The following is a 25286-nucleotide window of genomic DNA, read 5'->3' as shown; positions in this document are numbered from 1 at the left end:
TCTAGGACCCCGCCGGGCGCTGCACCTCGACCGCGTAGAGCGCAAGCGCTTTGAGCCGCGCCGGTACGTGGTAGACGACCAACGCGCGCATCACGCCGAAAGCGTCGACGAGCACGGCGCGTGACAGGCCGAGCCCGGCCACCTCGGCCATCGTGGCGGCCATCAGCCGTACGAGCGCGCTTCGCGCCTGAGGCGAGAGATGCACGACGTCTGGGCCCTGGGACCCGCAGCCCTCGCAGTAGAGTCCCCCGAGCTCGAGCGAAAAGCGCGTGTCGCGTGCGGTGGCGCCGCACTCGACGCACCCCTCGAACTGCGGCCGGTAGCCGTGCATCGCCATGCCCTTGAGCAGGAAGGCGACCACGAGCGCGAGCAGCGTGTCGCCCTCGGCGACCTCCAACGCGTCGAGCGTGGCGCACGCCAGTCCGAACAGACGGTCCTCCGTCTGGCATTCCTGGGACACCTTGTCGAGGAAGTCGGCGACCACCGAGGCGGCCTGTGCGCGATCGTAGTCGCTCCGGATGCCGGCGTGCGGGGCCACGATCTCGGCCTCGGTGATCGTCTCGAGCGTGCGCCCGGTGTGCAGCAGCAGGTCCACCACCGTGAATGGCTCGACGCGCCCGCCGTAGCGCGATCCGGGCTTGCGCGCGCCCTTGGCGACCGCCCGAACCTGGCAGCCGTCGGCGGCAAGGAACGTCACGATAAGGTCGGTCTCGCCGAGCTTGGTCTTCTTCAGCGAGAGCGCCCGGACGCTGTGCGAGGGCATGAGGGCGCTAGCCGCGCGCCTCGAGCGCCTCGAGGATCTCGATGCCCGAGGAGGTGCCGATGCGTGACGCACCCGCGTCGATCATCGCAAGCGCGGTGTCGAGGTCGCGGATGCCGCCGGCCGCCTTCACGCCGATGTCCGGTCCCACTGCAGCACGCATGATGCGCACGTCCTCGATAGACGCACCGCGCGGGCCGAACCCGGTGGAGGTCTTCACGAAGTGCGCGCCCGCCTTGACCGCAAGGATGCAGCCGCGCTCGATCGTCGCGGGGTCCAGGTGCCCGGTCTCAAGAATGACCTTCACGATCGCCGAGTTGTTCGACGCCTCGGCCACGGTGTGCACCACCGCGGCGATGTCGTCGTGCACGAAGCGATCGTCGCCCTCGAGCAGCGCCGCGAAGTTGAGGACCATGTCCACCTCATCGCAGCCGAGCTGCACGAGATGCGCGGCCTCCTCGGCCTTCGACTCGGTGTTCGCATAGCCGAGCGGGAAGCTGCAGACCGAGCAGACCTTGGTGTCCGTGCCTGCGAGCCGCTGGGACGTGAGCGCGACGAAGAACGGCGACACGCACAGTGCCGCGAAACCCTGGCGCGCGGACGACTCCATCCACTCGGAGGCCTTCTGATAGCCCACCGTGGGCTTGAGCAGCGTCTGATCGATCGTCTTCCCAAGCGTAGCGCGGTCCATTGTCGAGCCCCTCTCGCTTCGGCGTCGGCCGGTCGCCTCAGAGTCCATCCCCGTAGCCGAACCGCCTGATCTGCGCGCCGTCGCGGCGCCAGTCCTTCTTCACCTTCACGCGGAGGTCGAGGTGGACCCCCGTGCCCAGCAGCCGCTCCATGTCCGCGCGCGCCTCGGTACCGATCGCGCGGATCATCTCGCCGCCCTTCCCGATGATGATGCCCTTCTGCGAGTCCCGCTCCACATAGATAGTGGCGGCGACCGTATGGAAGTCACGCTTCTCGTCGTAGACGAGGTCGTCGAGCTGCACGCCCACCGCATGCGGCACCTCGTCGCGCGTGTTGCGCAACACCTTCTCGCGAACGAGCTCGGCGAGCATCACTTCGAGTGACTGGTCGGTCGTCATGTCGCGCGGGAAGAAGCGCGGTCCGGGCGGAAGGTACGGCAGCACCGCTTCGATGAAGCCGTCCAGGTTGAAGCCGGTCTTCGCCGAGAGCACGACCTCGGCCACCGGAGTCACCAGTTCACGGGCGCGCTCGAGCTGCCGGGCGATCGTCGCCTCGTCGGCCGCATCCGCCTTGGTGAGGACGAGGACGACGGGGCGCTTGCCCTTGGCCACCCGCTCGGCAACCCACCGGTCGCCGGACCCCACCGATGCGCTCGCGTCGATGCACAGCGCGAGCACGTCCACGTCTGCCGCGGCGAGCACGCTGGAGCGGTTGACCTCCTCGCCGAGCGCGTCGTGCGGCTTGTGCAGACCCGGCGTGTCGACGAGAACGATCTGCGCATCCTCGCGGTCGATGATCGCCCGGAGCCGATGTCGGGTCGTCTGGGGTGTGTCCGAGGTGATGGCGACCTTCACGCCCACGAGCGCGTTCACGAGCGTGCTCTTGCCGGCGTTCGGCCTGCCGACAAGGGCGACGAACCCGCTGGCTACCGTCGGCGTCTCCTGCGCACTCACCTAGTCGTTCTCTCCGTCGTCGTCCTGGTCGAGGTACCCGCGGACGAACGCGTCGGGGAGCAACTCGTCGAGCCGCTTCACGTCGATCGCATCAGTGCGACCGCTCATGATCACGCGCATGGATGGGTTGAACTCCGCCAGGAACTGACGGCACGCGCCACACGGGACGCACGGCGCCTCAGAGTCGCCGATCACGGCCACCGCGTCGAAGTCGGTGTGGCCCGCGGTGACCGCTGCCATGGCGGCGGCACGTTCGGCGCAGATGGTCGAACCGTACGCGGCGTTCTCTACGTTCACGCCCTGGAAGATCTCTCCTCCGGCGAACACGGCGGCCCCGACGCGGAAGCTCGAGTAGGGCACGTACGCTTTCGGCTGAATCTCTCGCGCGAACGCGAGCAGGGCCAGGTCGGCCTCAGTTATGTGCTTCGGCATCCTCGTCCTCCTTGTCGGTTTCGGGGCGCGGCCTCACATGCAGGCTCCTGACCCGCGTTCCTTCCACATCGCGTGCGGTGATCCGCACGCCCTCGACCTCGATCTCCTCGCCCGGCTGAGGGATGTGCCCGGCGAGCTCCACGAACAGTCCGCCGATGGAGTCAGCCTCAAGTTCGATCGCGGTCCCCAGCAAGTCGTTGAAGTCGTCGATCGGCAGCCGCGCATCGAGCAGCATCCCGCCGTCCTCGAGCGCGATCACCATCGGCTCGTCGCGATCGTATTCGTCGAAGATCTCGCCCACGATCTCCTCGAGCAGGTCCTCGATCGTCACGAGGCCTGCCGTGCCACCGTACTCGTCGGCTACCAGCGCCATGTGCGTCTTGCGCTGCCGCATCTCCACGAGCAGTTCGTCGACCGGCTTGGTCTCCGGCACGAAGAAGACCTCGCGCGCGAGCGGGCCGACCGTCGACGGACACGATGCCGTGCCCACGCAGATGAGCAGGTCCTTGGCGAACAACACTCCCACGATATCGTCGAGGGTGTCGTGATAGACCGGCACGCGCGAGAGGCCCGACTGCGCGATGACCGTGACGGCCTCGGGAACGCTCGCCGTATCCTCGAGACAGATCATGTCGGTGCGCGGCACCATGACCTCGCGCACGATCTTGCTTGCGAAGTCCACGACCGCCTCGAAGAACGCCTCCTCGGCGTCCTCGCGCTCCTGCTCCTCGGCCACCGTCTCGGTACCGTACTCGTCGCCCGTGAGCCACGCGTCCGTCACCGGCTCGTCCGTCACCAGCGAGGTGATCGCCATCCACCCGGCGGCAAAGAAGCGTGCCGCCGGCGCGAAGACCGCCGTGAGCCGGGCAGCCGACGGAGCCGAGACAAGGCCGACACGCTCGGGATTCTGCACCGCGAGCGTGCGGGGCAGGGCCTCGCCGAGCGCGAACAGCACCACCACGCCGACGCCGGATGCTGCGAGCGCCACCCACAGCTGCGTCCCGATATCGAGCACCACAAGGGTAGCCCAGCTGAGCACGGCCGCCGTGAGTGCGTACGCCAGCGCACGCAGCAGCGCGGCGGCAGCGGCAAGACGGCTGGGGCGATCGGCGAGCAGGTCGAGGGCGGCAGCGCCCTTCACCTCGGCTTCAAGCAGACGCCGCGTGCGGCTTCGGGACAACAGACGCACCGACGCCTCGGCTGCGGAGAGCACCGCCAGTACGGCGGCGCACAGCACGAGCGTGGCGACTGCTATGAGCAGCGCGATTGCGACCATCTGGTTCTCAAGCCCCTTCGTGCGACATCAGAACCATGATAGCTGGAAGATGAGCGTGGTGATGAGAATCCCGAGGGCGGCCCCGGCGATCACCTGCGGCACGGTGTGCGCTTCGCCCTCTACCCGGCTCTGCATGACCAGCACCGTGATGAAGCCCGCGAGGACCGATGCGCCTGCGCTTTCGGTGATGAACGCGATCGCCGTGGCGCACGAGGAGGCCACCGCGCTGTGGCCCGACGGCCACCCACCCCGCATGTACGTCCCCTTCTTGGTGATGGCCTTGACGATGAGCACCACGAGTCCCGTGAGCAGGAGCGCGATGATGGTGACATGCGCCGGTGTCTGTCGTACGCGGGTCAGGAGCGAGTCCGTCATCGAGCTGATGCGTGCAAAGAACACGATGTAGCCGATGATGAGCGCGTTCACAGCCGCGATGAAGACAGCTCCCGCGGCGACGTCCTTGGCGACTTTGGCGAGCGGGTCGAAGCTCTGCGTGGCCACGTCGACGGCCGCCTCGATCGCCGTGTTCGCGAGTTCTGCGACGAAGACGAACGTGACCGCGAAGACGATCGCGATGAACTCGAAGCGACCGATCCCGAAGAAGAGCGACGCCGCCAGCACGAGCACGGCCGCGGCCACGTGCAACCGCATGTTGCGCTGCGTACGGAGCGCATAGACGATGCCCTCGATCGCATAGTTGAAGCTCCAGAGGAGTGAGCGACTGCGCATCGGGCTCCCTACCGGGACTCGTATGCTTCGAGCAGCGCCGCCTCGCGGGCCGCCATCGCACCTGCATCGTCGACCGCTTCGTGATCATAGCCGAGCAGGTGCAACACACCGTGCACGAGCAGAACGTCGAGTTCGTGCTCCACGCTGTGACCGAGCTCAGTCGCCTGACGCTCGGCGACCGCGGGCGCGATGACCACGTCACCGAGTGTGATCGGTTCATCGCCCGGCGCGGGACACGGATCGTCACAGCCGAACGACAGCACATCGGTGGGGCCGCCTATCCCGCGATACTGGCTGTTGAGGTGCGCCATCTCGTCCTCGTCAACGAGCGCGATCGAGAGTTCGATCATCTCGGGAACGCCCTCCATGGAAAGCACGAATCGCGCGAGCTTTTCGAAGGCCTCGAAGTTCAGCTGCTCAGGCTCCCTGTGGCTGACGATGCTCACCTGCATGGCGCTCCCCCTCCTCGGCCGGCTCCGGGTACTCGATGCGCGGATGGTACACGCTTGCCAGCATGCGCGTGTAGACCATGACGATAGTCTCGACATCTGCGAGCGTGAGTGAGGTCTCATCGAGCTGGTGATCGTCGATCTTCGTCCGCACCATCTTGCGGATCATGGCTTCGATCCGCTGCGGCGTGGCCTTGTCGAGCGACCGCACGCCTGCCTCGGCCATGTCGGCGATCATCACGAGCGCGGCCTCCGGCGTGTCCGGACGGCGACCGTCATAACGGAAGTCGGCCTCGAGAAGCGGGCCGCCCTTCTTGCTCGCCTTGTCATAGAAGTAGCCCACCACCGAGGTGCCGTGATGCTGGCGGATGATGTCCACGACCTCCGACGGCAGCCCATACTGTTCGGCAAGCTCAACGCCCTCGCGCACGTGCGCGGTGATGATGCGCGCCGAAAGCGACGGCGACGTGGAGTCGTGCGGATTCTCGCCGCCGGCCTGGTTCTCCACGAAAAACGCGGGCCGCACGACCTTGCCCGCATCGTGGAAGTAGCCGCCCACGCGTGCGAGCAGCTGGTTCGCGCCGATCGCCTCGGCGGCGGTCTCGGCGAGGTTCGCGGCCATGACCGAGTGCGAGTACGTGCCCGGTGCCTCGGTCATCAGCCGCTTCAGCAACGGGTGGCTCGGATTGCCGAGCTCGAGCAGCGTAATGTCCGTGGTCACGCCGAAAACGAACTCGAAGAACGGCAGCAGACCGACCATGAGCACGGCGGTCACCAGACCACCTGCGAGCCCGTACAGGCCCGAGACGAGCGCGTCGCCGGGCGCGTTGCCCGAGGCAAGCGAGGCGCCGAAGGACACGATGCCGAGAAACGCGATGAGGAAGCCGCCGAGGTAGAACAGGTGCGAGCGCTGCGTGACGAACGCGAGCGCACCGATCGCCGCGAGGCTGCCGAGCAAGGTCACAACGACCTGCGCCCCACCCGAGAAGCCGAGAAGAAGACTCGCGACGGTCGTGAGGATGGTCAGCACTACAGCCGGCCGGGGACCGAGCAGCAGCGTCGCAAGGATCGCAGCGAGCGCCACCGGCATGAGATACGTCGAGACCTCGGGCGCCAGGATCGACATGCCGCGCGTGAGGTACATCATGCCGAGAAGCAGCGTGGCCAATAGCATGAGATTGCGCATCAGGCCCCACGTCGCCTGATCGTAGACCGCCCAGTACACACCCGCCGACAGTATGAGCACTGTCATCACGAGGACCGCGGCGATCACCGAGACGGCGTCCGTGCCCTGCTCAAGACCGCCGAGGGTACGTACGAGTTCGATGTCGCGCTCGGTGACGATGTCGCCACGCTCGATGATGTTCTCGCCCTCCTGGACGACCATCACGACCGGAGACACCCGTTCGTCCGCTTCGGCACGCGCGCGCGCGGTGGCTGCCTCGTCCTCCGTGTACGTGGGCTCAAGGAATGCAGTCCCGACGGCGATCACCGCGTAGCGCTCCGTGATAGTCAGCTGGATGAGCTGGGCACTGCGCGCGAGCTGGTCTTTCGCATCGGCGAGGTCCTCCTCCTCGATGCGCCCTGAGAGGATGCCCGCCACGAGACCCTCGACGTTGCGGGCCACGATGTCGAGCGAGGCATCCGGAAGCGCGAGGACCGCGGCGATCGCCTCGTCGTCCAGACGTTCGCGGTAGCGGTCGCTCAGAAAGGCGGCCTGCGCGGTCGCGTCGGTGCTGTAGGACGCCCGCGCCGAGGTGACCGAGGCAAAGAACTGGACGATCTCCTGGCGCGCCTGGGTCCGGGCGGCTTCGTCGAAGACGTACACCGGCGACACGGCGTCCGAGGCGGCCTGCCTGAGCGCCTCGGTGGCCTCCACGTCGGTGAACTGGATCGATCGCGGCGCCCGGAAGGTGCGCGGCGCCGGCTCGCCTTCGTCGAAGCCGAGGGGCACGACGCGTATGGCGAGCGGCAGCGCAGCCAGCACGACCACGGCAACGCCAAGAAGCACCCGCTTGCCCAGCGTGGTCGAGAGCCATCCGCTCTTCGGCCACAGACGGCCGAGGCGGTCGATGATGCGGCGTCTAGGCATCGCTTGAGGCGGCGATCCGCTGGGCCTCGTCGAACTCGTGGTAGGCGGTCACGATGCGCTGCACGAGCCGGTGGCGTACGACGTCCCGCGGCTGGAGCTCGACGAACGCGACGTCGGTGATGTCGGTCAGGATGTTGCGCACCTGGCGCAGTCCGGACAGACCGCCGATGAGGTCGATCTGCGTGACGTCGCCGGTGATGACGATCTTGCTCCCGAAGCCGAGGCGCGTGAGGAACATCTTCATCTGCTCGGGCGTGGTGTTCTGCGCCTCGTCCAGGATGACGAAGGAGTCGTTGAGCGTGCGACCGCGCATGAACGCGAGCGGGGCGACCTCGATCACGCCACGCTCGGTCAGGTTGGCCGACTTCTCGACGTCCATCATGTCGAAGAGCGCGTCGTAGAGCGGCCGCAGGTACGGATCGACCTTCTCGTAGAGGTTGCCGGGCAAGAAGCCGAGCTTCTCCCCCGCCTCGACGGCCGGACGGGTGAGGATGATGCGTCCGACCTCCTTTTTGCGCAGCGCATCGACGGCCATCGCCATCGCGAGGTAGGTCTTGCCGGTGCCTGCCGGACCGATGCCGAAGGTCACGGTGTTCGTGCGGATCGCGTCCACGTAGTGCTTCTGGCCGGCCGTCTTCGGACGGATGGCTTTGCCGCGATGCGTAAGGATGACGTCTGAGAAGACGCTCGACGGGCTGCACTCGCCGCGCCTGAGCATGTCGATGGCGCGCTCCACGGCGTCCGCCGTGAGCGGCTCGGTCCCGCCCACCAGCGTGAACAGCTCGGTGAATAGTGCGGAGACGGCCTGCGCCTCGGAGACCTCGCCCGAGATCGTGATCTCGTTGCCTCTTACCGCGATGTCGGACTCGAACTGCTCCTCGATGAGCCGCAGGAGGTGATCGCCTTCGCCGAGCAGCTCGACCATGTTCACCTCGGATGGAGCGACCAGGTGCACCTGGGTTGAGTTCGTCACGTTGGCGGTACCTTCTCTCGCTGGTCTTAAGGACGCCCGAACGCCCCGCTGCAGGGCGCGTACCAGCAGGATTCTACCACGGCAGCGTGCGGGAACGAGCCGTGCTGGAGCGTCTAGCCGAGGCTCCGCCCGACAAGCACCGGGCCTGCCTCGATGCGCTCGGGACTCACGGACACGAGCGAGCCCGCCGGCAGAGCCCCACGAGGGATGCGGGCGCGCACGTACTCGCGGGTCACGCCCTCGGCGGTGCCGTCGGCGCCCGTGCGCTCCACGAGCACTTCGACCGTGCGGCCGAGGTGCGTCCCGGCGTACGCCGCGGCCATCTCCTCGCCGAGCTCGCGCAACCGCGCGGAGCGCTCGGCACGCACCTCGGGAGGGACCTGCGCGTGCATCGTGGCCGCCGGCGTGCCGGGTCGCGCCGAGTAGCGGAAGACGTGCAGTCGCGAGAACGCCATCTCCTCGGCGAAGGCGAGCGTCTCGCCGAACTCGGCATCGGTCTCACCGGGGAAGCCGACGATGATGTCGGTCGTGAGCGCCATGCCCGGAAGCATCTCGCGCGCACGGGCGACCAGCGCCGCATATGTGGCGGTATCGTACGGCCGACCCATCCGCGCGAGCACGCCGTCCGCGCCCGCCTGCAGCGGTACGTGCAGATGCGCGCAGAACGCAGGCGTCCCGGCCGCCGCTTCAAGGAGCGCCTCATCGACGGCGTCCGGCTCGATGCTCGAGAGGCGGATGCGCGGGACACCGGTCGCGGCGATGCGTTCCACGAGCTCCGGGAGACGCGATCCGCCATCGTCGTAGCGGCCGATGTTGATACCGGTGAGCACGATCTCCGACGCGCCGGCTCCTACCAGCCGCTCCGCCTCAGCGAGCACGCGCTCCGCGGGCACAGCCCGCGGAGCGCCGCGCGCGTACGGCACGATGCAGTACGCGCAGAACGCATCACAACCGTCCTGGACTTTCAGCTGCGCCCTCGCGCGGGCGGAGCGCACGATGACCGGCCGGTCGGTCGTCGCCGCAACGCCGGTGTGCTCGCGCACGCGCGCGGCCACGACATCCTTGTCCGCTTCGACCACGACCCGGTCGCCCAGATCGCGGAGCGCATCCGCATCGAGTGCCGCCAGGCAGCCGGTGACAACGACAACCGGCCCCTGCGGAAGCGCGAGCGCATGGCGCACCGCCTTGCGCGCCTTGTGGTCCGCCTCGCCGGTGACCGTGCAGGTGTTCACCACGACCACATCGGCCTCGTCCGGCAGGCACCCGACACCGGCGATGCCGAGTTCGGCCGCGATCGATTCGGACTCGGTCTGATTCACCTTGCAGCCGAGCGTGACGAACGCGACACGCAAGTCGCGATCAGCCACGGCGTGCGCCCAGGCCACCGCGCGCATGAACCGCAAGCGCGCTCGCCACCACACCGGCGGTCTCCGTGCGCAAGACCGTCGCGCCGAGCGTGACGGTCAGGGCACCCGCGGACTCGAGCAGCCCGACCTCCCGTTGCGTCAGGCCACCTTCCGGCCCGACCACGACGGCCACGTCGGTGCCGGCCGAGGGTGCAAGCCGCGCGATCGCCTCAGCGATGCCCTCGGCACCGGTCGCTTCCTCCCAACATACGAGCACGACCGAGCCGGCAAGCACGTCGGGCAGCGCATCGGCGGCCACTATGTCGTGCACCTGCGGGATGTCGGCACGCTGCGACTGCTGCGCGGCCTCGGCAGCGACCCGTCGCCAGCGGTCGGTGCGAGCGACGGCCTTTGCCGCGTCGAGCCTGACCACGCTGCGGTCGGCGGCGAACGGCACCACGCGCGAGATGCCGACCTCGGTGGCCTGCCGGACGACGTCGTCCATCTTGTCGCCCTTGGCGAGCCCCTGTGCGAGCGTCACCCGCGGGAGGCCGCGAACCGGCAGGTCCTCGAGCCGCTCGCCCGCGATACGCTCGCCCACCTCGGTGAGCCGCACGCGCGTGGCCACACCTCCGCTCACGACGATGATCTCCTCGCCAGCCGCGAGCCGTAGCACGTCGCGGAGATGGTGCACCGCGCCTTCGGCGAGCGGGATCTCGCCCGATGGGGGCATCGGTCCTTCGGCGAAGAATCGGTGGAGTGACATCTAGACGCCCAGCCAGTCCTTGAGCTTCGACAGCGGCGTTCGCTCATCGCCCTTGCGCCCCGTGCCGAGGCTCTCGCCAAGCTCCTGGAGGAGCTCCTTTTGCCGCTTGTTCAGCTTCTTGGGCGCGAGAACGTCGAGGTGCACGATGAAGTCGCCCTTGCCGCCGTCCATGCGAGGCATGCCCTCTGCGCGCACGCGCACCGTGTCGCCGGTGTGCACGCCGGCGCTGAACGGGATCACCACGTCGTCGAACAGGCCGGCCACGGTCATCTCGCCGCCGAGCGCCGCCTGCGCGATGTTGATGCCCGCCATCACGTGCAGGTCGTTGCCCTCGCGATGCAGGAACTCGTGGGGCAGCACGCGCACCGTCACGAGCAGGTCCCCCGAGGCCGCCCCTCGGACCCCCGCCTCGCCCTTGCCGGGAACGCGCAACGTGTAGCCATCGGGGATGCCGACGGGGAGCTGCACCCGTACGGTCTCGGTCCCGTTCACGCGACCCTGGCCACCGCAGGCCGGACACGGCTTGTCGATGATCACGCCGGTGGCGCCGCACCGCTCGCATGGCGACTGCGACTCCATCACGCCGAGGATCGTCCTGCGTTGCGTGCGCTTCTGACCGGTGCCCGAGCAGACCGTGCACGTCTGTGCCGAGCCGCCTACGGCGGCACCACTGCCCGAGCACGTCGCACACGTCATCGGGTGGGTGATCGTCACATCCTTCGGTGCGCCTGACGCGGCGTCCTCGAGCGTGACCGCCACCTGGGTGCGCAGGTCGCGTCCCGACGGATCCGCACGGCCGCCCGCACCGCGCACCCCGCCGAAGAACACGCTGAACAAGTCGTTCATGTCGAAGAAGTCGCCGCCGTTGAAGTCGGCCCCGTAGCCGCCACCCGCACGCGGGTCGACAGTGCCGAACCGGTCGTAGCGCGCGCGCTTCTCCGGATCCGAGAGCACCTCGTAGGCCTCGTTGATCTGCTTGAACGTCTCCTCGGCATGCTGGCCGTCATTGACGTCCGGGTGCGTCTCGCGCGCCCGCTTGCGGAAGGCTTTCTTGATGTCGTCGGCTGACGCCTCTTTCGGGACGCCAAGCAGCTCGTAGTAGTCCACAGCACTCAAGGTGGTGTCGTCCTCCTATGATTCCAGCACGTTGGTCAGTGCGTCCGAGACGGTCCTGACGGCGGACATCGCCCGTCGGTAGTCCATGCGCGTGGGCCCGATGACACCGATGATGCCGCCCGAGTCACCCTCGCCGTAGCGCGTCGCCACGAAGCTCGTGTGCTCGAGCGCGGCGGCCGGGTTCTCCCTGCCGATGCGGACCTCCACGCCGGTTGTGCGCATGACCTCGGTGAGCACCGAGAGAAGCGAGTAGCCGTCTTCCAGCAAGCCGACGAGCGGCCGGACGGCCGCCGGGTCGTTGAACTCAGGGTGTGCAAGCAGCGCGGAGACGCCACCAGTGAGCACGCGGTCCTCATCGGCCTCGGCAAGGCACTCGAGAACCACGTCGAGCACGCGAAGCGCGATGTGCGCCTCGTGACCCGGCACGCCGTCGATCGTGCGCCGGACCGACTCGGCCTCGCCGCCCATCGCGCCATCGAGCGTGCGCGAGAGGTACGCCTCCACGCTCGAAAGCGCCACGGCAGGCACGTCATCCATGAACTCGATAGTGCGGTTGGCCACCTGACCTGAATCGGTCACGACCACCACGAGCGCACGGCGCGCAGCAAGGGGCACGAGGGTCACGCGCCGGATCCGCGCACGCCGCAACGTGGGCGCCGCCACGACCGCCACGTACGAGGTGAGCTTCGAGAGCATCGCCGAAGTCTCCCGCAGAACGTCGGTGAGTTCGTGCTCGAGTTCGGCGTAGTAGCGGCGGACGTCTTCGGTCTCCGACGAACCCAGCTGCTGGGCGCCGGAGCCCACCATGTCGTTCACGTACGCGCGGTAGCCGCTGTCGGTGGGGATGCGCCCCGCAGACACGTGCGGCTGGAAGACAAGCCCTGTCTCCTCGAGCGCCGCCAGCTCGGAGCGCACGGTGGCAGGGCTGCAGCCCAGGTGATAGCGCTCCACGAGCACCTTGGAGCCCACCGGCTGCACGCTTGAGATGTATTCGTCCACGAGTGCGGACAGTACCGTCCGCCGCCGTTCGTTGAGCATCGATGACCTCCTGGCACTCACCTGTGCCGAGTGCCAGACGATTCTAGGGCGCGAGCGTGCCGAGGGTCAAACCGCACCCGGCCTATTCCACCGCACCCCAGATGCGCCCGAAGACCTCGTTGCCGAACAGCCAGCCGCGTTCGGTCGGACGCCAGCGCCCGCCCTCGCGTACGACGAGCCCATCGACCACGAGCGATTCCAGCGCGCGGTTCACACCCGCGAGCTCGGCGAGCTCGGCGGCGATACCCTGCGTCATGCGCATGCCGAGCATGGCGTCCTCGCGAAGGGCCTCGGGAACGGTCAGGGTCTCAAAGGTCGTCAGCGGCGTCGACGCCCGCATCGGGAAGGGCTCGGCGGCGTAGCTGTACCGCACGCGCGCGACACCTAGCTCCGCTTCCGGGACGAGACCGAGCGCGCGCGCCTGGTCACCACTCAGCATGCCGTGCGCTCCGCCGCCGATACCGAGGTACGGCCAGCCGGTCCAATACGCTGCGTTGTGGCGCGACTCGTGGCCCGGCAGCGCGTAGTTGGCGACCTCGTAGCGCGTGAAGCCGTTCCCGGACAGCAGCGTTGCCGCCGCATCCATCGCGTCGACCACCGAGTCCTCGTCCGGCGCCGCCGTCTGGCCGGCGGCGATCGCCTCGGCCATCGGAGTGCCGGCCTCGATCGTGAGCGGGTACACGGATACGTGCGCCGCGCCCGCTGCGATGACCGCCTCGAGCGATTCGGCCCACGACTCCGCCGGGACCCCGGGGATCCCGGCGATGAGGTCGGCCGATACGTCCAGCCCGGCCGATACGGCGTCGCGTATCGCTGCAAGCGCGGCACCGCTGTCGTGGCACCTGCCGAGCAGCGCAAGTGCCGCGTCGTCGAGCGACTGCACGCCAATGCTCACCCGCGTCACGCCAAACTCGGCGAGTCCCGCGAGGAGTTCGGTGGAGAGCGACTCAGGATTCGCTTCCACCGTTACCTCGGCGCCCTCGGCGAGCGGCAGTATGGCGGTGAGCTCCCGCACGAGCGTGACGAGGTCCTCTCCGAGCACGGTGGGCGTACCGCCACCGATGTAGAGGGTGTCGAGCGGGACGCGGCGCACCTCGGGGGTGAGCCAGCCGCGCAGGGACTCGAGCGTACCCTCGACGAGCTCAGCGTGCGATACCGAGCCGTCGTCGGCGCGCGAGAAGAAGTCGCAGTAGGTGCACTTCGAGCGGCACAGCGGCACATGCACGTAGAGGTGTTTCGGCAGCGGTACGCGCGACGGCTCGTTCCACGGCACCGTGAATCCACTCATGTCCGGAAACGCCGCGGTTGCGCCACCCGTGGGTCCGGGCCCCCGGCTCGCAGGCGCCGCGCTACTCATCGACCTTGAGGATCGCCATGAACGCCTCCTGTGGGATGTCCACCGAGCCGACCGACTTCATGCGCTTCTTGCCGGCCTTCTGCTTCTCCAAGAGCTTGCGCTTGCGACTGATGTCGCCGCCGTAGCACTTCGCGATGACGTCCTTGCGCATGGCGCGGACCGTCTCGCGGCTGATGATCTTCGCGCCGATCGCCGCCTGGATGGGGACCTCGAACATCTGCCGGGGGATGATCTCCCGAAGCTTCTCGGTGAGCACCTTGCCGCGTGCGTACGCCTTGTCCTTGTGCACGACGAACGACAGCGCGTCCACCGGCTTGCCGGCGAGCAGGATGTCGAGCTTCACGAGCTGGCTCTCGCGGTAGCCGATGTACTCGTAGTCGAGGCTCGCGTAGCCCTTCGTGCGGCTCTTGAGCTGGTCGAAGAAGTCCATGATGAGCTCGGAAAGCGGCATCTCATAGTGCAGCTCCACCGTGGTGGCCGAGAGGTACTGCATGTCCTTGAACGTCCCTCTCCGCTGTTCAGAGAGCTCCATGACCGCGCCGACGTAGTCCGGTGGCACCAGGACGGTCACCTTGAGATACGGCTCCTCGACACGATCGAGGTGTCCCGGGTCGGGCATGTCCTGCGGCGAGTGCACAACGACCATGTCGCCCTTCATGCGGTAGGCGTGATACTCCACGCTCGGCGCGGTGGCGAGCAGCTCGAGGCCGAACTCGCGCTCCAGACGCTCCTTCACGACCTCCATGTGCAGTAGACCGAGGAATCCGACGCGAAAGCCGAAACCGAGTGCGTGGCTGCTTTCCGGCTCCCAGAGGAGCGCAGGGTCGTTGAGCTGGAGGCGCTCGAGTGCGTCCCGGAGATCGGGGTACTGGTCGCCATCGATCGGGAACAGGCCGGTGAACACCATCGGCTTGGCCTCGCGATAGCCGGGTAGCTGCTCGGTAGCGCCATGCCTGGCGAGCGTGACGGTGTCGCCGACCTTCACGAGCGACGGGTCCTTGAGGCCGGTGATGAGGTACCCGACCTCTCCCACACTCAGCGAATCGACGGGCACGTTCGCGGGCCGACGGACGCCTACCTCTTCGACGTCGGCCAGGACCGAGGTGGCCATCATCTTGACCTTCATGCCTTTGGTCACGCTGCCGTCAACGACGCGGATGAGTGCAACCACGCCGCGGTAGGCATCGAAGTAGGAGTCGAAGATGAGCGCCTTCAGCGGCGCCTCCGGATCGCCCACGGGGTGCGGCACGAGGCGCACCACGGCCTCGAGCGCGTCGCGCACGCCCTCGCCGGTCTTCCCGCTTGCGAGGACCGCCTCGTCGGCCGGGATGGCGAGACCTTCTTCGATCTCGTGACGCACGCGTTCGGGATCGGCTGCCGGCAGGTCGATCTTGTTGATGAGCGGGATGATCTCGAGGTGCGCGTTCATCGCCATGAGCGCGTTGGCAACCGTCTGCGCCTCGACGCCCTGCGCTGCATCCACCACGAGGATGACGCCCTCGCAGGCGGCCAGCGAGCGGGAGACCTCGTAGGTGAAGTCCACATGGCCGGGGGTGTCGATCAGGTTGAGCTGGTACGTCTTGCCGTCGTCAGCGTCGTACATGACGCGCACCGCCTGCGCCTTGATGGTGATGCCGCGCTCGCGCTCGATATCCATCGAATCGAGCATCTGCTCCTGCATGTCGCGGTCGGCGACAGTATGGGTGAGCTGCAGCACGCGGTCGGCCAGGGTGGATTTCCCGTGGTCGATGTGCGCGATGATCGAGAAGTTGCGTATGAGTGTGGGGTCAGTCATCAGAAGCGTAAGGATAGCAGGGACGCCCGCCCTGAGATAGGCAGGCGTCCCCGACCTGGCGGGTGCTAGAACGTCTTGTACGGTCCCGGGACGCCACAGTGGCAACCCCAGTCGTTGTAGTTCGTGCCGTAGTTGCACTGATGGTCCCAGGTGCCACCATGCGTGTGGCACGAGAGGCAGTCGGTTCCAACGAATGTCCACTGGCCGTGGTCGGCCCTGTGACAATCCACGCACCCCTTGTGATACTCGTCGACGAGGGAGTAGGTGGTCCCGCCTGCGGTCACGTGACAGGCGCCGCACACCGCCGCAGCACCCGCCCCGGACGCACTCGGCACGCTGATTCCCGAGGTCCCATTGATCCACGTCGGGAAGTGGTACACGTTCGCGCTGCCGTGGGATTCATGGCAAGCACCGCAGTTGATCGCCGCCTGACCCCGCGCGTACGGCGCAGCGATAGCCGAGCCGAGTCCCGTGCCCGAGCCTGCACCGTGGAAGTCACCGGATACGCTGCCCCACGTGGCACCCACGTTCCTGCTCCCGGCTGGGAACACGACGCCACTTGGCGGCGCGCCGTCGTGGCACCTGAGGCAGAAGCTCTCGCTCAGCGCGCGTCGCTCGATGGAGACTGTGCGGTCGGTCCCGGACACGAACCTTCCCAGTTCCTCCCACGCGCTGGTGGTCGGATTCCAAATGAAGACCGCGGTCGGATAACCCGCAGTGGGCTCACCGTGCCCGTTCCAGACAACGGAGAGGGCCTTCAGCGTGCTCAGCGCATCCGCGCCGAGGTCGAACCGCATCACCTGCCAGTTCCACACCGAGTCCGTCGAGGTGAGGTCCGTCTGCCAGTAGGCGCCATCGTCGCTGTCGGCCGCATCGAGCGTCGCGGACAAGACGGCAGCGCCCGGCGCGGACGGCGTGGGCTTGCTGCCCTCGGCCGACTGGCTCTGCCAGCCCGCGGCAGCCTGGACGTAGGTCGCCGTGGTTCCCACGAGTGTGCGCACTGCCGCATAGTCGGTATCCACTGAGAACATGCCCTGATACATGAGCGGCGTGATCACGTGATAGTCGAGCCACTCGGTTGACGATGCACTCGAGACGGCCGAAACCGGGCCGGCACCGTCCACGCGCGTGTTCCACTCGGCGAGATACGCGTCATGCTCGGCATCGTCGGGATAGTGCTCGTCCGCCGGGTACGGGAAGTTGCTCATCGCCGCGAACGGCAGCGGCTCGACCACGAATGGCGTGTCTGACTTCTGGGACTTGTAGTAGGTCTCGCTGAACAGGACGTACTCGCGGCTCAGGCCTTCGGCGGGCGCGGCAAGCGGGTCGAATCGCAGCACGAGCTCGTCGCCCGGGCCCCAGATCACGAACTTGTCGTCCACGCCGTCCAGCAATGGTGTGACATCGCCGTACTTGGTGAAGTTGCCCGGCGGGAACGGGAATGCGTTCACGGGGTCGCCGTATACGAAGTCGTAGACCTCACCGGTGCCGGTGCGCCCATCGATGCCATGGTAGCCAAGCTCCGCCGACGCAAGCGGGACCTCGGTGACCTCGAGTGGCAGGTCCGCCGAGGTATCGAACCCGATCATGTCGACGTACGTCTTGAAGAGGAACGTGAAGCGGACCTTCCCGGTGGTGTTGTGCATGGCCGGCCCGATCTCGAACACGTAGCTGCGGGGGAACTCCATGGCGTTCGGGAGCGTCGCCTCGGTGGTCGGCACCGTCCTCCACTGCCCGGAGATGTCCTGCACCTCGAGGATCGTGGTAGCTGCGAAGGTCCGCTGGAGTGCGATGCCGGCAGTGGTGAGCGGCCGGGCAGTCTGAGCGTTCATGACGATCTTCACCTGCGAAGCGTCCCGGACGTCACCGAGGTCCATCTCGAGCGTCTTGTACTCGAAGTTCTCTCGGTCCTCGTTGAGCACGAGTGTCACGCCGTCAGCTTCGGTCACGAGGTCCGTCACCGACTCGCCGGTGTCCGTCCGCACCGTCGGCGGCGTGCGCAGGTCAGTCACCGTGTGCAGGCCCTCCGGTGGAACCGGCCCGGGCGCCCCGCGGACGCCCTTCTCTGCGTACACGTCAACGCCTTCAGGAAGATCGACCGCGTAGAGCGCGATCTCGTCGCTGTAATCGATCTCCAGCCGCTCCTCGACAAGCCTGATCTCCAGAGCGCCGTCTTTGACCTGCGGCTCCGTCATCAACTTGTAGCGGTCCCGCGGATCGGGCCTCGAGTACCCCGTGGATGTCTTCTCCGCGAGCTTGCCGGTGGTGCTGATGTCGGCCTCGAAGCTGAAGCTGTCCCCGTCCCAGACGAACACGAAGGGACACGACGAAGGCGGATAGGCGGCGAGCGTGATGTTGAACGCGTCGCTCGCCGACCACGCGGAGACCGCCTGCGTATCGACGGCATCGCGCGCTCGGATCTTCACTGTGTAGTTGCCGTTGTAGAAGAGCAGCCCCGAGGTCGAGGTGTCCCACGAGGGCGTGTTGAGCCATCCCGACGTCCACGCCCCAAGGTTGCTGATCTGAAACTGGTACTGGACCGCGTGGCCATCCGGTGCGGTCACGGTTCCCCCGGTCATCGTGATGGGGATCGGGCCATAGCCACCGCCGGAGAACGTCGTGTGATCCGTTATCGTGGGCGTTGGCGGCGGCGCCACAGGCGTGTAGGTGTAGTCGCCGGAGACGGACGTGTTGAGCAGGGCATCGGTGCTGCGAACCCGGTAGTGGTAGGTGGTACCGGCCACGAGTCCCGTCATCTGGACCGAGTGGCTTACCGCCAGGGTGCCGTTGCCGAAGGGCGTCTCGCTGTAGTCGGTCGTGAGGCCCCACTCTATGTATGACGTAGCCGGCTCGTCGGTCGTCCACGTGATGAACGGGCTGGCATACTGCGCGCCTGCCCCATTCAGAACGACGCTCGAGATCACGGGCGCGTTGCCGTCGTGCTTCGCACCCGCAAGCAGATACACCTCGCCGGACGACGCGATCGTCGATCCAAGCGACGTCCCGAGAGCGACGGACATATCGTCCGGGTCCGATATCTTGTTCGTTCCGTTGTTCAGGTGTGGATTGTGGCAGTCCGCACAGGCTGTCTTGCCGCCGCTTGCCGCCTGGTCTGCGAGCAGCACATCGTGGTGAGCCGTGGGGCTCGCGCTCGCGGTGAACTGGGCCCGGATGTCGATGCCCGACGCCGAGTTCGCGGCGTTGTCGTGGCAGCCGCCGGAGCCGTTGGCGGTGCAGGTGCGGCCGTCGGAGGCGATGCGGCCTCCGGTGAGCGGCTGGCCCTGCTCGGTTGAGCCGTGCATCGCGTGGCACACGCCACACTCCCCGCCGGCGCCGCTTGTCGACGTCACTGCCACCTCGAGCGTCACCAGATCGGTGTTGAGCGACCGGTGCGCGACGAGGTCCGACTCACCGGTGGACGCCGCTGCGAGCGGCAGAGCGTCCCGGAGCGCCGCGACGGCACCCTCCAGCATAGTGCCGAGCGCGCTCGTGGCGCCGATCGCCTCAGACCTGCCGTCGACCCGCGTGTTGTACGCTGCCTGATACGCCTGGTGTTCGGCGTCGTCGGGGTAGTGTTCCTCGGCGGGGTACGGGTAGTTGCTCATCGCCGCGAAGGGCAGCGGCTCAACGGTGCGCGGCACGTCGGTCTTGAGGTCCTTGTAGTAGCCGAGCACGCTCACGACGTACGAGCGCTCGGCACCCTCGGCAGGTTCGTCCGGCACGGCGAAGTTCAGAGCGATCTTGTCACCCTGCCCCATGATCACGAACTTGTCGTCGCTCTCGGCCAGCAGCTCGGATACGTCACCGAAGCGCGTGTACATCCCCGGGAAGTACGCCCCGTCCGTGAGGTCTTCACCGTAGACGAAGTGCGCATCGCCAGCCGTGCCGAGCTCCTCGTCCACGCCGTGGTATCGCAGGTCGGCGCCGGTGAGCTCAACCGGCGTGATCGTCACCGGCTCGTCGGCGGTCAGGTCCACGCCGATCGAATCGATGAGCGTGCGGAACAGGAATGTGAAGCGTACGCGCCCGGTGGTGCCAGCCATGGCATCAGTGAGATCGAACACGTACGGACGCGTGAACTCGGGAGCCACCGGCACGGCGCCGACCGAGGACGGGACCGACCTCCAGGTGCCGTCGGGATTCTGCACCTCAAGCTTGGACGGTAGGCCGAACGTGAACCGACGGGCGATGCCTGCGGGTGTCACGGGGAACTCGGTGACCGCGTCCATCACGATCTTCACCTGTGGGGCACTTGCCGCTCCGGGGCCAAGATCGAGTTCGATCGTCTTGTAGGTGAATGTCGTTTCCCGATCCTCGCTGAGTTCCAGGCAGATCCCGTCGTCGGCAGCGACCTGGAAGCTCACATCGGCACCGGTGTCAGTCCGCACCACGGACACCGGCGCGGTGAGCTCGCGCACCGTATGGATCGCCGATGCGAGCGGCGGAAACGCCCGCGTACCCGCGACCGCCTTCTGCGCGTAGACGGTCGTGCCGACGGGCGCGTCAACCGCGTAGAGCGCGAGGTAGTCGAGGTAGTTCACCTCGTAGCGCTCCTCAACGAGACTGAACTCCAGGGAGCCGTCCTTCGCTTCGGGCACGTGCGCCAGCACATAGGCGTCGTTCGGGTTCGGCTGTAGGAATCCGTTGGCGCTTCGCCCGCCTATACGGGCGGCCGTGAAGAGGTCCGCCTCGAAGGCCATCTTCTCGCCGTCCCATGTGAACAGGAACGGACACGAACCGGTGTAGTTGCCGTCCGCCACGCCAAACGCGGCGGCGGCGGACCAGCCGTACGAGGTCTGTGAGGCATCACGCGCCTCCACGCGCCAGCTGTAGCCGCCCGGCGTGCTCGTGGAGAACACGTGCGAGAGACTCGTCGTCCAATCCGTCATCAGCACCTGCGAGCCGCCGAACAGCACCTGCACGCGGTATTGGAACGGGCCGCCAGGGGCTGACATCGCGTTCCACGTCAGGGTGGTCGAGACGGGCACGTCGTACCAGATCAGGCTGGACGGGTTCGTGGACGCGATCGTCGGCTTCGGATAGGTGATGATGGTGTCGGCCGATGCGGCGCTCTCGCCGAAAGACGACGCCGACCTCACGCGCATGTGCGTGAGGCCAGCGGGCATCGTGAGCCACACCACGTGATTGGTGACCCGCTCGTCGGCACTGCCGACCGTGGTGCCATACGCCGTGGTCGCCCCGTAGTCGACGAGGCTGCTGGCGAGTCCGGCCGTCGTCCACTGCACCATGTAGAGCGACGGATTCCACGCGTACGGAGCGCTGACGGTCGGCCCCGAGACGATCGCCGCGTCGTAGACGTACTTCGCCTGCGCGAGCACGTACACGTACCCGTCAGTGCCGATATGGTTCGCGGGCGTCAGATTCAGCACAAGTTGCTGCGGTGAGCCGAGCACACGGCTGTCGATCTGGTCCCATCCGTCGGCGCCCTCGTTCCACGCCGATACCGTGACCGGATATCCCGGCGCCGCCTCGCCGTAGCCTTTCCAGGTGAGGGAGACGGTGGCGACGGCGGTCTTGTCAGCCGGCATCTTGAATCGGTACATCTGGTAGTCCGAAGAGCCGGTCACCGTCTGCAGGGCGGTGCTGAGCAGCACACCGTCCGCGGATTCGATCGCCGACAGACCGCTCGCATCGATCGGCGTTCCAGGGGACGACGGCGTGGGGAGCGTCGCCGACTGCCATGCCGCAGAATCGTCTGATGTCGCATCGATGCTCAAGTACCCGAGCGCGCCGGTCAGACCATCGTGCCCCGATGCTGCGAACGCCGACGGGCCCTGGTAAGAGTAGTCGGCGCCATAGGTGAGACCGGCCGCGTCGTGGCAGGTGAGGCACAGATCGCGCCCACCCACCCACGTGTAGGACGTGCCGGCGCCCTTGCCATGCGGCTCGTGACACCCGGTGCAGCCCTGACCTTCGGCAGTCGATCCGGGATAGCGAGTGAGCGCCTTCGTGGACGATGTGACGGTCACGTGCTTCTGTGCCCCTGCAGTCTCACTTCCCGGGTAGACCGTCGTGTTGGCAGCGTGGCACGCGAGGCAGATGTCGCTCGTGCGCGAGACCGCCACCGTGCCACCGGGCGTCTCGAACTCATCGAGTACCAGCGCAGCCTCATCCGAGCCGTGCTCCGCGTGGCATGCGGTGCAGGTGACGTCGCTGTCCGTCTCGATCGTCGCGTGCGGTGTGCCCACGTACCCGGTCTTGCGGTCGCCGCCGCTGTTTGCCCAGTAGTTCGGCACGTAGTAGTTCGTGCGCTTGTTCACGACGGTGCCGTGGCACGCCCAGCAGTACCGGTCGCCCGGCCCCGAGCCCGACCCTCCCTGAACGTAGGTGCCTGTCAGCGGGTCCCACGCGCGCAGCAGCCCGGGCGATGCGGCCGGGTCGGCGTGCGGGTCATGGCAGATCGTACAGTACAGGTCACCGGTGGCGACCGGGTGAATGGTCGAGCCCACGGGCCGCGTCTGGCCGTCGCACTGATAGAACTGCCCCTCGACGTTCGGGCCGTTCGCCCCGGCTGCGGGAAGCGCTGCCGAGGTGTTGCCGTGGCAGTTGAAGCAGACTTGCGAGTCCCGCGTGTCGTAGCGCACGGTTGAGCCGGGATAGGTGCTCAGGTCGTGGCAGATGCCGCCGTCCGAACAGTACGTCGTCTCGGCGGTGCCGTGAGGCTCCACGACCGCACCGGTCCAGTAGCTGAAGTGATCCAGCGTACCGCTGAGGTAGGTACCGTCGGCCGTGACACCACTCGCCCCGGCGATCCACCCGCCCGCCGGTGCATCGTAGGTCATGATCTCGGCGGCGTTCACGAGTGTCTGAACGACCTGGTAGTGGGTCACCGCAAGCGTGTAGCGCACCGAGAGAACGGCTGGCGCCGACAGCGCACCGGACGGCGTGATCTCGTAGACGCCCGACAGGCTGATGAGCCCGCCCGTGGGAGAAGCGGACACCTCGGTCACGCCGACGTCGGTGGTGGCGCCGAACGCCCCCGCGGGGAGGCTCAGGACGACCTCGCCGTTCGATGAGGCGAGCACCCGTCCTTCCGGCGACACCGACTCTGCTATCGCGACCAGCGAGTTCTCGGCTGCTTCACTCGGTCCGCTCTCGCCGCCGGGGCCGCTCGCGCTCACGACGTAGAACGCGGCGCCCGTCTCGCTCACGGGATACGAGAAGACGCGAGCCTCTGCGGACGCCGTTGCCACCACGGAGTACTCGCCATCGGCGCTGGCTGAGCGAAGCAGCGCGAAGTACGACACGGGACCGCCAGCCGAGAGCTCGAACGTGATGACGTCCTTCATGTCCCCGGACGTACAGGCGACAAGGACCGGCGCCGAGGGGGCCTCGGCTACCGGTGGGTCCTCAGGTTCGACCGGCGGGTCCTCGGGGTCGACCGGCGGGTCCTCGGGGTCGGTTGGGGGATCTTCGGGGTCGACCGGCGGGTCTTCGGGGTTGCCGCCTTTTGGCGGTTTGACCTTGTCCTTGGGCTTGTCGGACTTCTGCGTGGTCACACGAGGCTCGGATGACGAACCGTCCGGGGGTGTGGGCGCGAGCCCTGCCCGGGAATTCGATGACTGCCCTTCCGCGGACTCCGTGGCCATATCCGGGGAACCAGGCACGTCCTTCACGTGGCCCGTTCCCAGGCCTGACAGCGAGCCTCTGCCTGTCAGGGTCGGAACGTCTCCGAACGTGATCCACCCAAACGCAACGGTCGCGCACGCGACAATCAGCGCCACGCCAAGCGTTGTAAGCCAGATCCACCGCCTGCCGGGGCTGCGACGCGTACGCATCTGCAAGTCAACTCCTCGTGAGAACGGGACTACAGAAGCGCGGACTCCGCTACGGGAGCCCAGAGACAGGGTGGCAGTTGAGGCACAGGTCGTCGTACTGCTCGACCAGCATCGTCGCGTTGGTCGTCTGGTGCGGGAAGGTGACGAACTCGGGGTTGATCGGCGTGTTCCACGGATCGGTCCCGCGATACGTGTAGTCGGCGCTGAAGATCTCGGTCACGTTCCGCGCGTCCTCGTGACACTGCTGACACATCGGATCACGCCGCGTTACAACGCGCCCGTCGCCGTCCTCGGCCGCCGGAGCCATGATGTAGCCGCCGTTCGTGCGCCCCATGCCGATGGCATTGCCCAAACCGTCATACGGACCGGCACGCCAGGAGTCCAGCGTTACCGTAGACACGACATCCCCGTAGCCCCAGTCGGTGGCGTCGTCCACCGGGTGGTTGATCGTCGTCGCCGAACCGGAGTGTCGTTCGTCGTGACAGGCGGCGCACCACAGCGCGCCGTACTCGGCCACCGATGCACCGTTCACATCCGCTCGAAGCAGACAGTCTGACGTCACGTACGCGTCCGCGCCGCCAATGTAGGTGGTGCCGGAGAAGCCGGAGTCGCGCAGGAACGGCGCGACCGTGTTGGCACCGTGAACGCTATGGCAGTCGGAGCAGCCCAACGAACCCGTCAGGTTCACTGACCCTCCGGGGATCACATTCGTCACGTCGGTCTCGTGCTCGGCGGCGACAACGCCGCCGTGCGCCTCGATCGTGTCATACGGCCCGATGCCGCTCTGCGTGCCGTCGTGACACGTGAGACAGGCGGCGCTCACCGTCGCCCCGCGCAGGAGTAGGATTCCGCCCGCTGGCGCGTTGTGCACGTCATGGCACACCGAGCACTTCGAGGTGGTCGTCGCATAACTGCCGTGCGGGCCACTCCCGTCTGCAGGCGGCGCCTGGCTGTCGGCGGCGTGACACTGGTCGCAGTCGAAGAGATTGAAGGGCTCGGTCGTCCCGGTTCCGAGGCCGCCGATCGGCGGAGCGAACGCGTAGGCGGACAGCGCACTACCCGCCCACAACAGCGCTGCGAGCGAGACTATGCAAGCGACTAGCGGCCCCCGCCTGCTAGGGCTGATGCGCCGGTTCACGTTGTGAGTAGTCCCTTCGATGCGTCCACGAACCTGGCGGATTTTCAGCTACGTTCACATTAGCATTATCGGCAGAACACGAACAACTGGTTGTGCCGCAAATCACATAGCATCTTTTGTGCCGAAACCCTGCGCCGCGTCGATGATCTCGGTATGAACCTGACAATCCGCAGTGACAGCCCGGTGTTGGCGCGGCCCTACCCCTGTGCTATCCTTTCGAGGTTCGTCTGCACCCCACTGCGACGGGCACCATCCGATTCATGACGGAGGAACAAGAGCACCGTGGCAAACATCAAGAGCCAGAAGAAGCGCATCCTCACCAACGAGAAGGCGCGCGTTCGCAACAAGTCCGTGAAGTCAGCGCTGAAGACCACCACTAAGAAGGTGGATGCAGCCGTGGCCGCAGGTGACAAGGTCGCAGCGGCCGAGGCAGCACGTCAGGCGACGCGCGCGCTCGACAAGGCCGCCAGCGCAGGCGTCATCCACAAGAATCAGGCCGCGAACCGCAAGTCGGGCGTCATGGCGAAGATCAACGCACTCGACAGCTGATTCGCGAGCTGGACGCCAGAACCACTCG

At 67.2% G+C, this 25286-nt stretch carries 18 protein-coding genes; 1 reads left to right on the top strand and 17 read right to left on the bottom strand.

Going from position 1 to position 25286, the window contains the following annotated elements; genetic code table 11:
- Nucleotide 1: 1 nt before the first annotated feature.
- The 17 genes from recO to Q7W51_05535 all read right to left on the bottom strand — a co-directional run bounded on the left by recO (nucleotide 2) and on the right by Q7W51_05535 (nucleotide 24640).
- Nucleotides 2–763: a DNA repair protein RecO gene (gene recO, locus Q7W51_05615; GenBank protein MDO8847845.1), complete on the bottom strand. Its 762-nt coding sequence runs from the start codon at nucleotides 761–763 to the stop codon at nucleotides 2–4.
- A gap of 7 nt (nucleotides 764–770) precedes the next feature.
- Nucleotides 771–1451 carry a deoxyribose-phosphate aldolase gene (gene deoC / locus Q7W51_05610; GenBank protein ID MDO8847844.1) on the bottom strand — a complete coding sequence of 227 codons (681 nt, stop codon included), beginning with the start codon at nucleotides 1449–1451 and terminating at the stop codon, nucleotides 771–773.
- A 37-nt stretch (nucleotides 1452–1488) separates the two neighbouring features.
- A complete protein-coding gene (era, locus tag Q7W51_05605; GenBank protein MDO8847843.1) occupies nucleotides 1489–2403 on the bottom strand; it encodes a GTPase Era in 915 nt (304 codons plus the stop codon).
- Nucleotides 2404–2835, bottom strand: coding sequence for a cytidine deaminase (gene cdd / locus Q7W51_05600; GenBank protein MDO8847842.1), 432 nt, complete (start codon nucleotides 2833–2835; stop codon nucleotides 2404–2406).
- Nucleotides 2816–4111, bottom strand: a complete 1296-nt coding sequence (locus Q7W51_05595; protein ID MDO8847841.1) for a hemolysin family protein — start codon at nucleotides 4109–4111, stop codon at nucleotides 2816–2818. Before Q7W51_05595 ends, cdd begins: the two co-directional genes overlap by 20 nt.
- A 27-nt stretch (nucleotides 4112–4138) precedes the next feature.
- Nucleotides 4139–4840: a diacylglycerol kinase gene (locus Q7W51_05590; GenBank protein ID MDO8847840.1), complete on the bottom strand. Its 702-nt coding sequence runs from the start codon at nucleotides 4838–4840 to the stop codon at nucleotides 4139–4141.
- 8 nt (nucleotides 4841–4848) lie between these two features.
- Nucleotides 4849–5292, bottom strand: coding sequence for an rRNA maturation RNase YbeY (ybeY, locus tag Q7W51_05585; protein ID MDO8847839.1), 444 nt, complete (start codon nucleotides 5290–5292; stop codon nucleotides 4849–4851).
- Nucleotides 5258–7381 (bottom strand): HDIG domain-containing protein, encoded by a 2124-nt coding sequence (locus Q7W51_05580; GenBank protein ID MDO8847838.1) that lies wholly within the window; start codon nucleotides 7379–7381, stop codon nucleotides 5258–5260. The genes ybeY and Q7W51_05580 overlap by 35 nt, the downstream gene beginning before the upstream one ends.
- A complete protein-coding gene (locus tag Q7W51_05575; GenBank protein ID MDO8847837.1) occupies nucleotides 7374–8354 on the bottom strand; it encodes a PhoH family protein in 981 nt (326 codons plus the stop codon). Before Q7W51_05575 ends, Q7W51_05580 begins: the two co-directional genes overlap by 8 nt.
- 113 nt (nucleotides 8355–8467) lie before the next feature.
- Entirely contained in the window at nucleotides 8468–9721 is a 1254-nt protein-coding gene (gene mtaB / locus Q7W51_05570; GenBank protein ID MDO8847836.1) for a tRNA (N(6)-L-threonylcarbamoyladenosine(37)-C(2))-methylthiotransferase MtaB, read from the bottom strand.
- Nucleotides 9714–10466, bottom strand: a complete 753-nt coding sequence (locus Q7W51_05565; GenBank protein MDO8847835.1) for an RsmE family RNA methyltransferase — start codon at nucleotides 10464–10466, stop codon at nucleotides 9714–9716. The genes mtaB and Q7W51_05565 overlap by 8 nt, the downstream gene beginning before the upstream one ends.
- A complete protein-coding gene (locus Q7W51_05560) occupies nucleotides 10467–11573 on the bottom strand; it encodes a J domain-containing protein (protein ID MDO8847834.1) in 1107 nt (368 codons plus the stop codon).
- Nucleotides 11574–11597: 24 nt separating this feature from the next.
- Complete coding sequence (gene hrcA / locus Q7W51_05555; protein ID MDO8847833.1) at nucleotides 11598–12620, bottom strand: heat-inducible transcriptional repressor HrcA; 1023 nt, start codon at nucleotides 12618–12620, stop codon at nucleotides 11598–11600.
- Between the two features lie 82 nt (nucleotides 12621–12702).
- Nucleotides 12703–13908, bottom strand: a complete 1206-nt coding sequence (hemW, locus tag Q7W51_05550) for a radical SAM family heme chaperone HemW (protein ID MDO8847832.1) — start codon at nucleotides 13906–13908, stop codon at nucleotides 12703–12705.
- Between the two features lie 61 nt (nucleotides 13909–13969).
- Nucleotides 13970–15775 carry a translation elongation factor 4 gene (lepA, locus tag Q7W51_05545; protein ID MDO8847831.1) on the bottom strand — a complete coding sequence of 602 codons (1806 nt, stop codon included), beginning with the start codon at nucleotides 15773–15775 and terminating at the stop codon, nucleotides 13970–13972.
- A 62-nt stretch (nucleotides 15776–15837) separates the two neighbouring features.
- Nucleotides 15838–23292, bottom strand: coding sequence for a cytochrome c3 family protein (locus Q7W51_05540; protein ID MDO8847830.1), 7455 nt, complete (start codon nucleotides 23290–23292; stop codon nucleotides 15838–15840).
- Nucleotides 23293–23620: 328 nt separating this feature from the next.
- On the bottom strand, nucleotides 23621–24640 hold the full coding sequence (locus tag Q7W51_05535; protein MDO8847829.1) for a cytochrome c3 family protein: 1020 nt from the start codon (nucleotides 24638–24640) through the stop codon (nucleotides 23621–23623).
- Nucleotides 24641–24991: 351 nt separating this feature from the next.
- Between Q7W51_05535 and rpsT the strand changes: the two genes are divergently transcribed.
- Nucleotides 24992–25258: a 30S ribosomal protein S20 gene (gene rpsT / locus Q7W51_05530; protein ID MDO8847828.1), complete on the top strand. Its 267-nt coding sequence runs from the start codon at nucleotides 24992–24994 to the stop codon at nucleotides 25256–25258.
- The last annotated feature ends 28 nt before the right edge of the window (nucleotides 25259–25286 follow it).

It is taken from the genome of Coriobacteriia bacterium (assembly GCA_030652115.1).
In the GTDB taxonomy this organism is placed as follows: domain Bacteria; phylum Actinomycetota; class Coriobacteriia; order Anaerosomatales; family Anaerosomataceae; genus UBA6100.
Note: the sequence above shows the minus strand (reverse complement) of the source record. Positions and strands in the feature narration are given on the sequence as shown.

What these genes read in the sequence shown, in the direction of transcription:
- cdd (MDO8847842.1), bottom strand. Translation starts at nt 2,835, where the DNA reads ATGCCGAAGCACATAACTGAGGCCGACCTGGCCCTGCTCGCGTTCGCG.
- Q7W51_05595 (MDO8847841.1), bottom strand. Translation starts at nt 4,111, where the DNA reads ATGGTCGCAATCGCGCTGCTCATAGCAGTCGCCACGCTCGTGCTGTGC.
- ybeY (MDO8847839.1), bottom strand. Translation starts at nt 5,292, where the DNA reads ATGCAGGTGAGCATCGTCAGCCACAGGGAGCCTGAGCAGCTGAACTTC.
- Q7W51_05580 (MDO8847838.1), bottom strand. Translation starts at nt 7,381, where the DNA reads ATGCCTAGACGCCGCATCATCGACCGCCTCGGCCGTCTGTGGCCGAAG.
- hrcA (MDO8847833.1), bottom strand. Translation starts at nt 12,620, where the DNA reads ATGCTCAACGAACGGCGGCGGACGGTACTGTCCGCACTCGTGGACGAA.
- Q7W51_05565 (MDO8847835.1), bottom strand. Translation starts at nt 10,466, where the DNA reads ATGTCACTCCACCGATTCTTCGCCGAAGGACCGATGCCCCCATCGGGC.
- Q7W51_05590 (MDO8847840.1), bottom strand. Translation starts at nt 4,840, where the DNA reads ATGCGCAGTCGCTCACTCCTCTGGAGCTTCAACTATGCGATCGAGGGC.
- recO (MDO8847845.1), bottom strand. Translation starts at nt 763, where the DNA reads ATGCCCTCGCACAGCGTCCGGGCGCTCTCGCTGAAGAAGACCAAGCTC.
- hemW (MDO8847832.1), bottom strand. Translation starts at nt 13,908, where the DNA reads ATGAGTGGATTCACGGTGCCGTGGAACGAGCCGTCGCGCGTACCGCTG.
- deoC (MDO8847844.1), bottom strand. Translation starts at nt 1,451, where the DNA reads ATGGACCGCGCTACGCTTGGGAAGACGATCGATCAGACGCTGCTCAAG.